Below are 14,325 nucleotides of genomic sequence, written 5' to 3'. Positions count from 1 at the left end.
ATGCGACTTTCGCGATGATGTAGTTTAGCGGAGTGGTAGTGGGAGGAGAGAGGGAAAGATTACCGGCCGTGCTTACAGAAACTACGAGGTTTCAGCGAGACAACTACCGTATTGCAAACAGAGGAATCACGCTGTTGTGACTAAGCCATGCGCCATGGCGAATTTGACCAACTCCGTCGTTGTGTGGACGTTGAGTTGTTCCATGATCTTGGTCTTGTGGAATTCCACGGTACGGTGAGAAATCTTCAACTGATCGGCGATTTCTTTCGCGGACAACCCTTCGGCGACCAACTGCAGAATCTCGTGCTGCCTTGTCGTCAAGTCCTCAATCGTGGCTGAACGGGGCTGTGTCGGTTTCAGGAAAGACGCCATGACTTCTTTCGTAATGAGCGGAGTCACATAGAACTTGTCGTTCATCGCAGACTGAACCGCCTGCATCAACTCAGTGGCCGCCGATCGTTTCAGTAAGTAACCTGATGCTCCTGCTCTGAACGCTGCGTTGATATAAGCCAGGTCAGCATGCATCGTGACGAAAATCAGTTTCACTTCGGGGATCTGCTTCTTGAGCTTCTTTGCCGCCTCGATGCCGTTCAACCGGGGCATTGAAATGTCCAGTACCACGATGTCGGGCCGGAGATTGAGAGTATCTTCGATCAAGGCGCGACCGTCTTCTACGGCGCCTACCACGTCGCAATGGTCTTCCAGCAATTTCTTGAATCCCTCGAGCACAAAGGTATGGTCGTCAGCTATAAGAACCCGTGGTTTCTTCATGGAGCGCTCCAGAAAATGGAATATGCACGATGATGTGTGTGCCTCGGCCTAGTTGGGACTGGATGTCTAATCGGCCTCGCACGGACCGCACCCGCTCTCGCATATTGACGAGACCCAACCCGGGATGGCGGGCCCGAATGTCCTTGAGATCGAAGCCGACACCGGTATCATAAATCGACAGCGTAATCTCTTGGTCGTCACAGGTCAATTCGAGCTCCACGCGTGCGGCGCGGGCATGTTTCATGATGTTGGTAAGACTCTCCTGCGCCACTCGATAGAGACAACTGGCAATATCCCGCGGCAAAGGATCGGTTACCTCTTGCTGCACGATGACGATTTTAATCCCCGTCTTCTCCGACCATTCATCGGCCATGTGTTTGAGCGCCGCAGTCAGACCAAGGTCGTCCAGGATGGAGGGATGAAATTGATAGGCCATGCGGCGGACATCATCGGAAATCCTCACCAATCGTTGATTGAGGGATTGGATCGTCTCCTTCGCTTGGACGGTCAGCGTCGATGGGGCGGACAACATATTTGTCATCTCGATTGCCAGCAGAGCCAGCCGCTGATTCACATCGTCGTGAAGTTCGCGTGCGATGCGCCGACGTTCCTCTTCTTGCACCGCCATCAGTTCGGTGGTGAGCGACTGGAGCTGCCGTTCAGTTCTCAATCGGTCCGTGATGTCTCGCACGATCACTGTAAACGTCGTCCGCTCGCCGAGGCTCAATTTTGAGATGCTCGCTTCCGCAGGAAACTCACTTCCATCCTTCTTCAAGCCGACCATTTCACGCCGCTGTGCCATCCGATGCGCCGATTCAGAGTCATGGGCGAGCGCGTTGATGTAGGAAGGATGATCAATCCGAAACCGTTCGGGTAGCAGCAGGTCGATCCGGTTCCCCAGCACCTCCTCCGGGTCGTAGCCGAACAGTTTTACCGCCCCTTGATTAAAGAGCGTGATCGATCGATCGTCTGCGGTGACGATGATGGCGTCTTCGGCGATATCTAGGATGTCGGCAAGCCGCCCTTGCGAGAGACGCAGCGCCTGTTCAGTCTGAGCACGTTCAGTGATTTGCGTGACCAAGGTCCGATTCACGGTGGCGAGTTCCTGAGTCCTTTCTGTGACCTTTTGTTCGAGATCTTCCTTTGCCTTCTGCAGTGCCGTTTCCGCTTGGCGCCGTTTCCAGGCAAACCAGACCAGGACCCACAAAGCCACAATCGTGATGGCTCGGTTTCCTATCTGGACCCATCGCGGCAAATCGACAAACCACGGAGTCCCAAGTCCTCCCACCATAGTGAGGATCGTTCCGGTTCCGGCGGCTAGGGACGGAAGCCATGAAAAACGTGACGCCGTAGCGATCAAAACAACAATGACATAAAGCGCATGGTCGGCGAAGGCCGTCGGCGTGTAGATGTCGAAGATGAATAACCCAATGAAGAGCAGGATCGTGGAGGCGATCAGGAGAGTTTCTCTGAATTGAATAAGGATGCGCATGCTATCGCCATGAGCGATTGAAACGATGGCTTGTTCGGTTCTCAGGTGGGTTGCGGTTGTCGCTAAGGTTATCGAGGATGGTTGCCTCGCGTCAATATGGGTTGGGTCGATAGGCTGGACAGTCACAATCGCGACAGTCCAAGAGCCGTGAGCGGCCCTCAGTCGCCAGACTTCGCAAAACCTGGAAATGCCTGCGGGCGATGAGATCGTAATCGGCTACAGTTCGGTCGGCTTGCTTCGCATATTCCGATGGAGGTATCATCCACCTGTATCTCGCCTTTACCCCGCCTGTCTAGAGGAGGTGTTATGTCCACGCGCACCGCTTCCGCAAAACAACGGATTTCACTCGATCGTAGTATCGAACGCATGCGCAAACAGCTGGCTGAACTGGCTACGTTCCTGGGCAAGGGCACACCGACCCGTAACTTGGAAGAGTTCGATCTGGACACGGAGCGATTGATCGGCGATCTCCTTGGGCAGACCTCCGATCTCCTCCATGCCTATGAATATGCTGAACTGGGTGAAGCGTCCGGCCTTGTGAACATGACGGACGAAGCGCCGGAAAGCGCCGGTATGGACGGTCAACGGTACAGCTTGCTCCAGCGAAGCCGGGTGTTGGAAAGCTGCATCTCGGAGTTGGAAGCCCGCCGCGCGACCGAACCCAAAGGAGGGAAGGCCAGTCGGCAGACCCTGATCGGTCCTCAAGTGGCGGAGCACATGACTCCCGAGATTCAGAGTGTCTCGCAAGAAACCAGCCTGCGGGAGGCGGGGCAGATGATGCAGAAATGGAAACTAGGCTCGCTGCTTCTGACCGACAATCAATCGTACGTGGGGTTCATCACGGATTCGATTCTGGCGCGAGCCGTGGTCGCCAACGGCGTCGACGCGAATACTACGCCGGCCAAAGCCTGCATGCGCAAACCGGTGGTGGCCATTGCAGGTGATCGTCCGATTATCGACGCCGTGCGGCTCATGAAGGAGCAGGCCACCCGACACGTCGCCGTCACGCAAGACGGACAGATTATCGGCGTCATCTCGGTCTCCAATATTCTGCGGTATTACTCCGGCGTCGTCTAGCGATGGAACTTGCTGTGGCTGAAATGTCATGAGCTCGGAAAACGCAGGGGGTTGTTGGTGCCTCTGTACAGGTGATGATTTTTGCGAGGAGGTGAACCGATGGGGCCGACCAAAGTGATCGTAAAAGACGGCGGGCTGTACCATGCTGTATCCGACAAACTGGTCAAAGACGGTTTTGCGACTCGCCGCGAGATGGAGGACTATGTGAACCATCATTACCTCGTCTTGCCGGTCATCGACAATGCAGGACGACCATGGCAGCTTGACGGAAAACCGGTGTACTGTCTTCACGGTGTGCAATACGAGACGGTGGATGATCAGAAAGTTCACCTTGCCCGCTGCCCGGATTGCGGCGGGATGGGGATACGTTCCGATGAATTTACGGTGGAGTCGGACTGTATCCGATGCACAGTCTGCGGAAACGAGTTCGATACCCGGCTCGAAATGATGGAGACGTGAGCAAGAATTGCTTGGCTCCAATCTCTGTTCTTGAAACCCAAGAATGACCGGATCTCAACTCTCCGCCCTCGCGAAAATCTGGAAATGTTGGCGATCGATGAGATCGTAGTCACCGACCAGAAGATAGCCGGCGTCCTTCATTTCTCGCCGGACCGCTTCTTTCTTGATTTTGTGACCGAATAGGCCAGAAACCAATCCACGAGGATGAGCATCGAGAATCGCGATGCGACCGCCGGGCCGTAGCGATGAGGCAAGAGACCGAAAATAGGCGACGCGGTCATTTATCAGGTGGTAGGTATTGCAACTGAACACCAGGTCGACGGGTTCTGGAAGTCTTGGATCGTGCCGCTCGGCCAGGATGGGTCGGACATTCGGAGTCCCTCGGGCGACCATTTCTTTGAAGATCATATCAATGGCTTTCTCCTCGATATCAACCGCATAGACCGTTCCTCTCGGCCCGACCGCCTTGGCTAGATGCCAGGTAAAGTACCCTCCACCGGCACCCAAGTCTGCAACGCGCGATCCCGGCACGATGGCCAGCTTTTCAACGACTCCTTGTGGTTTCTGCCAGACGTCCCGCGAGGGATCGTTCATACGCTGATAGGTCAGCTCGGCACAACCGGTGAGAGAGAGCACGATAACCAAAAGTGTGCTATGAAACTTGCGTGGCAACCTGTAGTGCATAGTCTTTTCCGTTCTCGATACCGTTGTTTCTGGTCGGTCAAATAGAATGACCGGGATGACGACGACCTCCAAATAAGGGATATTTGGTGAACCGGTCGCCGAACGCTGTTCGTGCGCTGTCCTGTGGCATCAGGATCGGTTCAGGGTTTCCCGGTCTCGTGAGACCCTTTCGAGTTATTCTCGGCAGCCTCCGCGACCGCGACGAGGACACCGTCGCGGAGCTTAAAGGAACCCACCGCGGCGATCTGCTCGCCGGCCTTCAGGCCGGTATGGATCACGATCTCATCGCCGACCATGGCGCCGCTTTCAACCTGGCGGGTATGGACTCGGTTGCGTCCGTCTTTGTCCGGCAGGATGACGAATACTTGGTCGCCTCCCGGCCCCTTACGGAGCGCGCTGACCGGAATCGCGACGACTGTACGTTGAGGGCCGACCGGGACCCGGACGCGAACTGAAGCTCCGGGTGCCGGTACATTGTGGGTACCTTCGATTCTGGCACGTATCATGGCATTCCGGGTCGTCGGATCGATGCGGGCGTCGAGAGCCACGATCCTGGCCATGACAGCAGGGGAATCACCGGCCGCGAGCACTTCGACGGCTTCGCCGCCCTGCAAGCCGGCGGCGATCTGCTGCGCGACCGTGAAGTCCACATGCACAGCTTCGCCGACGCCCTGGAGCGTCGTGAGCAACGTTCCCTCTTCCAGGTACTGGCCTGGATGGACATCGGCAATGCCGACGCGTGCACGGAACGGGGCCCGGATGGTCTTCTTGGCGATGATGGCCTTCGTGCGGGCGATCTGAGCTCGTACCACATCCAAGTCGGCGCGGGCGCGATCCACTTCTTCCTGCGTGGTCGCCAACTCTTGATTCAGGCTCCTCCTGCGATTGAGGACGGTTGTAGCCAGGGCGGCCTGGGCTTCTTGGGCCTTGAGCTCCGCTTCTTCCACCGACACATCAAGCGCAACCAGTAATGTTCCCGGTTCCACGATCTGCCCCGGGATGAGCCGGACGTCCCGGACCGTCCCGGCGAGTTCGTTCTTCAGCGTGATGGAACGTAAGGCCAACACGGTGCCGATAGAGGTAGTCGTCTGGCGGTGGTCGATTGCTCGTGCGACGGCAAGGGTGACCGACTCCATCGGCTCCGGCTGATTGGCCGAAGCGGCCTGCTCGCTCTGGAACGATTCGTACTTCCATGACGCGAGGCCGATGCCCAGCAGGAGGACAAACAAGACAAGTAAGGTCGATCCGATCCAATTCTCACGCTTCATGGGTAGGCTCGCCGGACCATGTTACCAAATTCTGAGCCTTCATGGCTCTGGGTCTCTGTTTGTCATGGTCTGCCGTTGCGGAGCCATGGATGGGTCAGTCAGGGGGTTGCAGGGAAGGATAGCGGACAATTATCAGGGAGGATGGCTGATCATCAAGGCCACACTCAGTCCGCCAACTCCGCCAGGCGCTTTTCCAGAAACCGCCGTTCCGGTTCTTGCTTGGTGAGAGCAAGTGCCTTCTTGTATGAAGCGCGGGCCTCTGCGTGCTTTCCAAGTCGTCGGCAGAGATCAGCCTGTGCAGCGTGCGCGAGGTGATAGTTCGTCAACTCACCGTTTGCCAGGAGTGCATCGACCAATTCCAGCCCTTTGGCCGGTCCATCACGCATGGCAACCGCCACTGCCCGGTTGAGCGCGATGATCGGTGATGGATCGGCTCGCAAGAGCAGATCGTACCATGCGACGATTTGGGACCAATCGGTCTCAAGGGTGCTTGAAGCCTCGGCGTGGACTGCGGCGATGGCCGCCTGCAAGGTGTAGGGACCGAAACGTCGTGAAGCCAGCGCTCGTTCGATCAACCCCACGCCTTCCCTGATGAGGGTCTGATTCCACAGCGAGCGGTCTTGATGTTCCAACAATACGAGTTCCTTCGTTTCAGACGTGCGTGCTCCACGCCGTGATTCGTGGAGCAACATCAAGGCAAGAAGCCCCATGACCTCCGGTTCAGGCAAGAGCTGTAAGAGGAGTCGGCCGAGGCGAATCGCTTCGCCGGAAAGATCGGCCCTGGTGAGCGAGGTGCCGAACGAAGCCGAATAGCCCTCGTTGAACAGAAGATAGACGACGTGCAACACCGTATCCAATCGGTCCGGCAACTCGCTTGGAGGCGGCACTTCGTAAGGGATCCGCGCATCGCGGATCTTCGATTTCGCACGCACAATCCGTTGTGCAATCGTGGCAGGTTTGGTGAGAAACGCATGTGCGATTTCTTCCGTGGTGAGATTGCAGACCTCTCGCAGAGTCATGGGCACTTGTGCCTCCGGTGAAAGGGCCGGATGGCAACAGGTGAAAATCAGTCGCAATCGATCATCCTCGATGGACTGATCCTCCTGCTCCGCCGGATCGCTCGTCGCTGTTTCGATCTCCTTGGCGAACTCTCCCAAGGACGCATCGTAACGGGCACGTCGTCTCATGCCGTCGATGGCTTTGAAACGGCCGGTGGAGACAAGCCAGGCGAGCGGGTTGCCCGGTACGCCGTCGCGTGGCCATTGCTCCGTCGCCGCGACGAAAGCTTCGTGCAACGCTTCTTCGGCTGCGTCGAAATCGCCAAGCAGACGAATCAACGTGGCCAGCACGTGACGCGACTCGGAACGATAGACTTCTTCCACCCTCTCGCGCGCCTGTGTCGGCGAGTCGTCGCTCATGGTGCATTCCGTCACGCGCAACCGTGCTCCTTCAAGGGGCGGACTTCCACCGCGCCGAAGCGGGCGGCGGGAAAATGAGCCGCCACACGGATGGCGTCGTTCAGGTCCGGCACGTCGATCATGAGAAACCCGCCGAGTTGCTCCTTGGTCTCGGCGAATGGTCCATCGGTGGTCGACGTCTTGCCCGCTCGGACCCGCACCGTGGTCGCGGTTTCCACCGGATGGAGAGGGGAGGCGGCGAGCAATCGGCCGGCTTTCTGCAATGTGTCACAGTAGGCCATCGCTTCATCGGAGATCGCGAGACGTTCGTGACTTGGAAAAGCATTGAGCACTTTTTCTTCGACATAGACCAGGCAGAGATATTTCATGGTGTACTCCTCGTTATGGTGATGGCTAATCCATGCAGCGTATTCGGTCATTCGTTGTCACCTCCTCATAGGTCCTCCTTTTCCCCTGGGGAGATGAATGCCTACTTGCTAGTCGTCGGAGTAGCCTGAAATCGACAACGGCCTTCCGCCGAAGCAGGATGAGTCTCAATTGGTGATAGAGGCGGTTCAGGTATTCATCGACATGCGATAGGGGGGCCGTGGGGATTGGTCTTGAATGGCATGCGCATAGTCTCGAACACGACCGTGCGCCTATCTCTCTATCCATGACAGCTTGACATCCGCTTCCCACGACACGCTGGCGGGGCACCATTGCCAGATCCCGAGGGTGATGATGCGAGTCAATCCGGCTGGAATACAAGCGGTGCGGTTGACCTCGACCTTCCGGTTGATCAAGGTGGTCGGATTGCCGCAGCGCTTCAGATAGTCATCGGCCTTGATCTCGTGAAGGTTCGCGTGAGGAACGACGAAGGCGACCACTGGGACCGGCAGTACCGCGATGGAGGAATCGTCGACCGCCTCGGAGCCTGAGCAATGGGCGCCGGTGTTCGTGTACTTGACGTCATCACGGACAAGAGCCGTGGTGCAGCCTCCTAAGAGGACAGACGCACCCATTACCATTGCCACACACACTCGGAGACGCAGCTGCTGGATCATGAAATGCCTCCCTTTTTGACCGGCGTTATCTCTTAGACGGAGGTTACCCACAAAGGCAAATACCGTCAACAAAATGCATTGAGCGAGGAATACTGCTTGACGGCGAGCCGGAACGACGGTATCCAATGACAATGAGTCAATCGGACAATACGCTGGCCTACGGATCTGTCGTGTTCGCGGCGGTCCTGTGGGGCGGTTCCATTGTGGCGCAGAAGATGGCCCTCGGCTCGTTTTCCGCCGTCGAAGCGTCGGTCCTGCGCGATCTGGGAGGACTGGCGATCCTCCTCGCAACCTGGTGGTCGCAAGAAGCCGGCACGATCAAAATCAGTCGCGCCGACGTGGGGTTGCTGGGGCTACTTGGGCTCGGCGTGCTGGGGAACCACCTGCTCATCCTTATGGGACTCAACTATGTGAGCGGAGCGGTCGGCGGGGTGATCATCGGATCGAGCCCGGTCGTCACGGCCCTGCTCTCGGCCATGTTGATTCGAGATGTGCCGTTGCGCGCAGTGTGGGCCGGAGCAGTACTTTCCTTCGCGGGCGTCGGGCTGGTCTCCGTAGGGGGCTTTCAAGCGGCCGGCGAGCAGCCGCTACTGGGAAGCACGTTGGTCTTTCTCGGCGTCGTGAGTTGGGCGCTCTACAGTATCGGCAGCCGCACCATCATGGAGCGAGTTTCGGCGCTAACCGTGAACTGGACAACAGTGATGGTCGCGACGGTCCTACAGATTCCGCTCCTATGGACAGATCAAAAAATGATGGCCGCCGGTGTCGCCTCGGTGACCACCTCTGATTGGCTCGCACTGGGCTATCTCATCATCTTTGCCACGGCTGTGGCCCAACAGGCATGGCTTTTTGGCGTGAAAGGTATCGGACCATCACGGGCCTCAGTCTTGGGGAACCTGACACCGGTTGCGGCGATCGGGTTATCCGCCTTGATTTTGGGGGAATCTGTCGGGGTGATCGAACTCATCGGCATCGGGCTCATCCTGGCCGGAGTTTGGGCCGTCAATCGTCAAACGGCTAAGCTCGATCAAGGCTAGCCTGATTCCCTGCTCGCCTGTTCCTGATGATTCCAGTATGATACGGCTCCGCTGACTGGGAGGCGCAGCCTTGTTGAAACAGCGTATCGAAGCCGTTACAAAAGCCAACCAGAAATTCTACGATGCCTTTGAGAGTCTCGACATCGCCAAAATGGACGAGATCTGGGTCCATCAGGAATTCGTCACCTGCATTCATCCGGGATGGACGATTCGTTCCGGGTGGCCCGCAGTCCGCGATTCCTGGGTGTTGATCTTCAATAACACCTTCTCGATGAAGTTCGAACTCACCGACGTGATGGTCCAGGTGGCGGGCGATCTGGCCTGGATCATTTGTGTCGAAAATCTCACTACCCAACAGTCCGACGAACCGCAACAAGCCAAGGTCCTCGCCACGAATCTCTACGAACTCATCGGCGACGAGTGGTTGATGATTCACCATCACGGCTCGCCTGTGATGGGGTGAGAGCGGGGGCAGCCGAGTGGTCTCCCGTGCTCGCCCAACGCGCGGCCTGGGAAGGCCCTCGTTGGATGCGCGCAGTTAGGAGACCACTCGACTGCCCCCTTAAAGAGTAAGAGAGGGTTAGGCAAAGAGGATTGACGGTGCTCGCTCAATGCGCGCAGGAGAAAACCACACAACCCCTGCCTCGCTCTTGGCAATGAGGGTCAGGTCGGAGTAACGTATGTCCCATGTTCGCTACACTCCATAGCGGCACGGCGAACATCACCATGCATCTAGTGAGCATTTCAATCACCTTGTTGTCCTTCAAGCCAATCGCCAGAAAATGAGCGACCTTTTTGTAGACTCCTGGGGAACCGGCACGCCTGTGGTGCTCGTGCATGGCTCGCTCGCGACCGGTGCCGAGGAGTGGCAGGCGCAGCGGCCGCTCGCCGATGAGGGTTTTCGACTGTTGGTGCTGGACCGGCGCGGCTACGGACAAAGCCCTGTGGCGAAAGGCGAGGATTTCTTACGCGATGCCGACGACATCGTCGAGCTCATGGGTGATGGCGCGCACCTCGTCGGGCACTCTTATGGGGGCCTCGGAGTCCTGTTTGCAGCCGCCCGCCGTCCTGATGCGACCCTATCCCTGACGCTGCTGGAGCCACCTGCATTCGCTTTGGGTGGCCACGATCCAGCCGCGCGGGCCCTTGTGGACAAGGTTCGAGCCCTCTGGGATCAGGATCTCTCTGATGAAGACTGGGTCAACCGCTTTCTGCAAGCAGTGGGGAGTGACACCGACAAGCTGCCGCCCGAAGTGATTGCCGCCGTCGTGCCGCTGACTCCCGTGCTCCGCCGCGGGCGACCGGTCTGGTACAGCGAGCTGCCGATGATGGAGCTGGCTGCGGTCACCTTTCCGAAGCTTGTCGTATCAGGTGGACATAGCGCGGGGTTCGACGCGATATGCGACGACCTCGCTGAACGCATCGGCGCGTCTCGAGCGGTGGCCGCCGGCGCCGGCCATGAGCTCCAGTTCACCGGACAGCCTCTAAACGAGCTGCTGCTCGCGCTGTGGCGCGGAACAAATCCACGTTGATCTGAACAAGCAGACCTCCGAGTTCTTCTGCCGAATAACCATCATCTGCATGAAGACATTCCCACGAGCTCCGGTTCGTGAATCCACAGCTCCGGATGTTGAGGTTTGGCCTTCGATTCTGTCCTACGGTGACCGTGGTCACCGTAGGACAGCCAGAACGGTGCAGAATCGATTCGTCTAGCCGGCTTCAGCAGACGCGGGCGATCGTGCAGTCTTCGTTGCTGAACGCGCAATGAAGCGCACAGCAGATGCGCTGGGCTCACCACCGTGCATCGCTGTGATCATTGGTATGCTTCAGGCCTTCGGCTTGTTGAATCGCGGCGGTGTTGGCCAAGTGCACCGAGTAGCCGGCTTCCATGAGCCCATCAATCAGCCGATACCAATTTATAGGTGGATTCCACGAGGAGGCCGTGAATGCGTGGTTGAAAAGGACAGAGTTGAGAAAGAATGTTCGACAAGTCATTGGGCGTTCGCTTTTCGTACACGACCTGCTCCTGATCATCATCCAGGATGATCCCGCTGTTGTTGGCATGGAGGTCAATCCCGCCGTACGATTTCGTCATGGCTCCTCTTTGGGTTGGAAAGGCTGAAAGCTTCTTGACCGGTCTCCCAACTGGATTGCCCAGGTGAGGAGCCTTCTAGATGATTATCAGATCTTGATTCGTGCGCCGCCGCAGCCTTCTGAGTGCCGATCGCGTTTATGACAGCATTGCCGTCAGTGATTACCGATGCCCGGAAGTCTCTAAAATGGGGATCTTCCGAAGTTTCCTTCGCGTCCTGCTGATTATTCTCCATGTGCCGGCTCTACCGAAGGCTTTTTCCAGGACGTGCGCTGATTGTGAGACTCGCACAGAATTTAGTTACGGCCGGTGTAGTTGCCAGTCCCCGGCACTTCCGTGCCGGGGACTGGAGCTCGCCGCAATGACGGTTACGGCTTGATCTCCCAGCCGAACATCATGGCATGGTCTTCGTGGGACAGGTTATGGCAATGGACCACATACTTGCCGGTAAAGGTCCGGAAGTTTCGGTAGATCGTCACGGACTCACCGCCTTCCAGTGCGACGACGTCCTCCCGGGAGCGATCATCCGGATGGGCTGTATCAGGCACCGGCTTCCCATTGCGGGAGACGACCTGGTGTTCCTCCTGGTGGTTATGGATCGGATGGGTCCAGCCGCCGCCCTCGTTCACAAAGGTCCAGAGTTCAGGTTGGCCTCGTTTGACAGAGGCTTCCATTCGAGTGTGATCAAACGCTCTTCCATTGATCGTCCACAGCATCTCCCCGCCCAACTCCAGTTTATCGAACCTGAAGACTCTTTTGGGGAGTTTCGTGAGGTCCGGCAGCGGCGGTAACGGGCGCAACCGTTGAGTCACGGCCGGCATGACACTGTTATCCTGCGCGTCCCCGTCAATGACGAACTTGAGGACCGGCACGCAGTAGTTCGGATCGAACTCTTTTTCATCCTTCTCGGTGCGTTTCCGCCCGTCCAGCATTTGGGCAATGTTCGCCAGGTAGATCGCCTCTCCGTTGGCAGTCGGACTTCCGTCCATGTATCGGCTGAAGTCGATGATCACCTCCCGGCGCTTGGCCGGCCAGATCTCGATGGAGTTGCGGTCGATGGGGAAGGGAAGCAGTCCGCCATCGGCGGCGATCTGCCGAAATTTCATGACCTGCTCGCCGAGGGTGTTCTTGCCGTTGCCGTCGATGAAATTATATTGCCCTTGTTGACCGGGACGGGCTCCCACGTTTCCTTGCATCAGCTTGAACTCATATTGCCGTGCGATCGACGTATCCAGGAATCGGAATCGATACTTCCGCCGCTTGACATGCAATACCGGACAGGCCACCCCGTTGACCGTGAAGACGTCTCCGTTGAAACCCTTATTCGGGAAATGTTTGAAGAAGGTCTTTCCCCACCATTCCGGGTGGGTTTCGTCACAGCCGGCATGGAAATCCCGATGGCGCGTGACGCCATCGTCTAACCGGCAGTCGTAAAATGCCAGCGGAATATCGTACTGGACATTGAACGAGCCATCTCCATTCTCGCTCCGGACGCCCGGCAGCCGAAGCCCGTCTAGTTCGTTGCCGTTGTCTTTGATGGGATCATAGATAGGATAGAGGCCGACCAGGCCCTTGTAGACATTGGCTCCCGTGTGGTCCATGCGGTGGTCGTGGAACCACAAGAAGGACTGTTTTTCCGCATCCTCGCCGATCGCCCAGTTCAGGTACAGATTCTCCACCCATTGCCCTGGCCCATAGGGGCAAGGCTTATGGAAGGGGTTGCCGTCGCTCTCCGGCGCCGTATGGGCATTATGGAGATGGGTCAAGAACGCCCGGTCAGGGGCGCCGAAGTTCTGGGAATCGAGGCCGTGATCATTGTTCAGCCAGTTCTCAAAGCGCACCAGACAGGGCTTGCCGTACTCGGCGTTGATCATCGGCCCGGGGAATTGCCCGTTGAATCCCCAGATCGTGCTGCCCGGCAAGGACAGACGGCCGACCTTGCTTTGCTTGGGGGCTCGGACCACCTTCCCTGCGGCATTGATGGGGACGACTTTTTCCTCGGTAAAATTATGGGAGGCCACCTCCAAGTTGATCCTGTAATACCGACAGTCAGCAATCGCGGCATCGTAGTTGGGCACAGAGCTATCGTCCGCTCTTTTGCCGTTCACTCCAACCTGATGGACCTCTCCATCGCAGTCCTGTGTGGTTCCTGCGTACGGGCTTGCATACGGCTGCACGGGCCTTAAGGCGGTGGGAATCGGCAGCTCTTGCGAAAACGCATCAAAATCTCCGACTGCCAGTGACACAGAATTCACCGTCTTGCCGTTGACTGTGGTTTGTACGATCTTTCCGCCGATCAGCGGACTGGTCGGAAAGTCCTCCCTCGCGTCTCCGCACGAGGTGTTCATCGAACTGTCGTAACAGGACATGGCAAAGGCGTCCAAGATCCGGCCTGGGCCGATGATGGCCGCGCCTCCGGTCACGAGGCCCAATTTCAGCATGGCTCTCCGGCTCACATCATGTGTGTTGTCGTCACTCATGGTTGTTCAAACTCCTTCTTCCTGAAGATGAACAGGGTCATGGATAAGCAAGTCCGCAAGCCTCAGGCTCTCACCTAGTACTGGTCGAAATCCTTTGTTTGACAACGCACCTCCTCCTTCAAAGAAAGTTGGCCATCTCGGCTCATAAACCATGCACGGCTGGTTGGATTCGGTCTATCTGATCTTCCAGGGCGGCACCAAAATGGTTCTTCAATCGTTTCCATGCGCATGGGTTGAGGGCTGCTCGAGAACAGCATGCGGAATTCATGAGGCGGGAGTGTATGCTCATCCCTGAGGCAGACTACAATCCCACTTAAGTGTTATTAGTAGAATAATGCAAGCGTTGATAACGGCTGTCGGCCTTGGGTTTGTCGCGCGAGGACGTCTGTGGTATCGGTATTCGAGAATACTTGCATATGCTAACTGTTCGTAGCTGTATGTATTCGGAGGATCGGCGCCCGTAGGGGCATGATAACTTAGCTATTATGAATTACGTTATGCCTA

14 protein-coding genes are annotated in these 14,325 nt (G+C 57.2%); 5 read left to right on the top strand and 9 right to left on the bottom strand.

Annotated elements, in window-relative coordinates; translation table 11 throughout:
- Window positions 1-126: 126 nt before the first annotated feature.
- Window positions 127-771 carry a response regulator transcription factor gene (locus tag P0119_07825; protein ID MDF0665971.1) on the bottom strand — a complete coding sequence of 215 codons (645 nt, stop codon included), beginning with the start codon at window positions 769-771 and terminating at the stop codon, window positions 127-129.
- Window positions 743-2,263 (bottom strand): PAS domain S-box protein, encoded by a 1,521-nt coding sequence (locus P0119_07820; GenBank protein MDF0665970.1) that lies wholly within the window; start codon window positions 2,261-2,263, stop codon window positions 743-745. The genes P0119_07825 and P0119_07820 overlap by 29 nt, the downstream gene beginning before the upstream one ends.
- Window positions 2,264-2,569: 306 nt before the next feature.
- Between P0119_07820 and P0119_07815 the strand changes: the two genes are divergently transcribed.
- Together P0119_07815 and P0119_07810 are read left to right on the top strand one after the other, a co-directional pair.
- On the top strand, window positions 2,570-3,340 hold the full coding sequence (locus P0119_07815; GenBank protein ID MDF0665969.1) for a CBS domain-containing protein: 771 nt from the start codon (window positions 2,570-2,572) through the stop codon (window positions 3,338-3,340).
- A 99-nt stretch (window positions 3,341-3,439) separates the two neighbouring features.
- Window positions 3,440-3,799, top strand: coding sequence for a hypothetical protein (locus P0119_07810; protein MDF0665968.1), 360 nt, complete (start codon window positions 3,440-3,442; stop codon window positions 3,797-3,799).
- 54 nt (window positions 3,800-3,853) lie between these two features.
- Here the strand turns inward: P0119_07810 and P0119_07805 are convergent, their stop codons facing one another.
- The 5 genes from P0119_07805 to P0119_07785 form a co-directional block, all read right to left on the bottom strand.
- Complete coding sequence (locus P0119_07805) at window positions 3,854-4,483, bottom strand: class I SAM-dependent methyltransferase (GenBank protein ID MDF0665967.1); 630 nt, start codon at window positions 4,481-4,483, stop codon at window positions 3,854-3,856.
- Between the two features lie 140 nt (window positions 4,484-4,623).
- Entirely contained in the window at window positions 4,624-5,751 is a 1,128-nt protein-coding gene (locus tag P0119_07800; GenBank protein MDF0665966.1) for an efflux RND transporter periplasmic adaptor subunit, read from the bottom strand.
- 164 nt (window positions 5,752-5,915) lie between these two features.
- A complete protein-coding gene (locus P0119_07795) occupies window positions 5,916-7,169 on the bottom strand; it encodes an RNA polymerase sigma factor (GenBank protein MDF0665965.1) in 1,254 nt (417 codons plus the stop codon).
- 11 nt (window positions 7,170-7,180) lie between these two features.
- Window positions 7,181-7,588, bottom strand: coding sequence for a YciI family protein (locus P0119_07790; protein MDF0665964.1), 408 nt, complete (start codon window positions 7,586-7,588; stop codon window positions 7,181-7,183).
- A gap of 219 nt (window positions 7,589-7,807) precedes the next feature.
- A complete protein-coding gene (locus P0119_07785) occupies window positions 7,808-8,212 on the bottom strand; it encodes a hypothetical protein (GenBank protein MDF0665963.1) in 405 nt (134 codons plus the stop codon).
- Between the two features lie 125 nt (window positions 8,213-8,337).
- Between P0119_07785 and P0119_07780 the strand changes: the two genes are divergently transcribed.
- From P0119_07780 to P0119_07770, 3 genes are all read left to right on the top strand, one after another.
- Window positions 8,338-9,249 carry a DMT family transporter gene (locus tag P0119_07780; GenBank protein ID MDF0665962.1) on the top strand — a complete coding sequence of 304 codons (912 nt, stop codon included), beginning with the start codon at window positions 8,338-8,340 and terminating at the stop codon, window positions 9,247-9,249.
- Between the two features lie 70 nt (window positions 9,250-9,319).
- On the top strand, window positions 9,320-9,712 hold the full coding sequence (locus P0119_07775) for a nuclear transport factor 2 family protein (GenBank protein MDF0665961.1): 393 nt from the start codon (window positions 9,320-9,322) through the stop codon (window positions 9,710-9,712).
- 319 nt (window positions 9,713-10,031) lie between these two features.
- Window positions 10,032-10,781: an alpha/beta fold hydrolase gene (locus P0119_07770; protein MDF0665960.1), complete on the top strand. Its 750-nt coding sequence runs from the start codon at window positions 10,032-10,034 to the stop codon at window positions 10,779-10,781.
- 365 nt (window positions 10,782-11,146) lie between these two features.
- Here P0119_07770 and P0119_07765 read toward each other — a convergent pair whose 3' ends face one another.
- A complete protein-coding gene (locus P0119_07765; protein ID MDF0665959.1) occupies window positions 11,147-11,344 on the bottom strand; it encodes a hypothetical protein in 198 nt (65 codons plus the stop codon).
- A gap of 365 nt (window positions 11,345-11,709) precedes the next feature.
- Entirely contained in the window at window positions 11,710-13,821 is a 2,112-nt protein-coding gene (locus P0119_07760) for a multicopper oxidase domain-containing protein (GenBank protein MDF0665958.1), read from the bottom strand.
- Window positions 13,822-14,325: the final 504 nt, after the last annotated feature.

The organism is Nitrospira sp., assembly GCA_029194665.1.
Taxonomy (GTDB): domain Bacteria; phylum Nitrospirota; class Nitrospiria; order Nitrospirales; family Nitrospiraceae; genus Nitrospira_D.
This window is presented reverse-complemented; position numbering and strand designations above follow the sequence as displayed.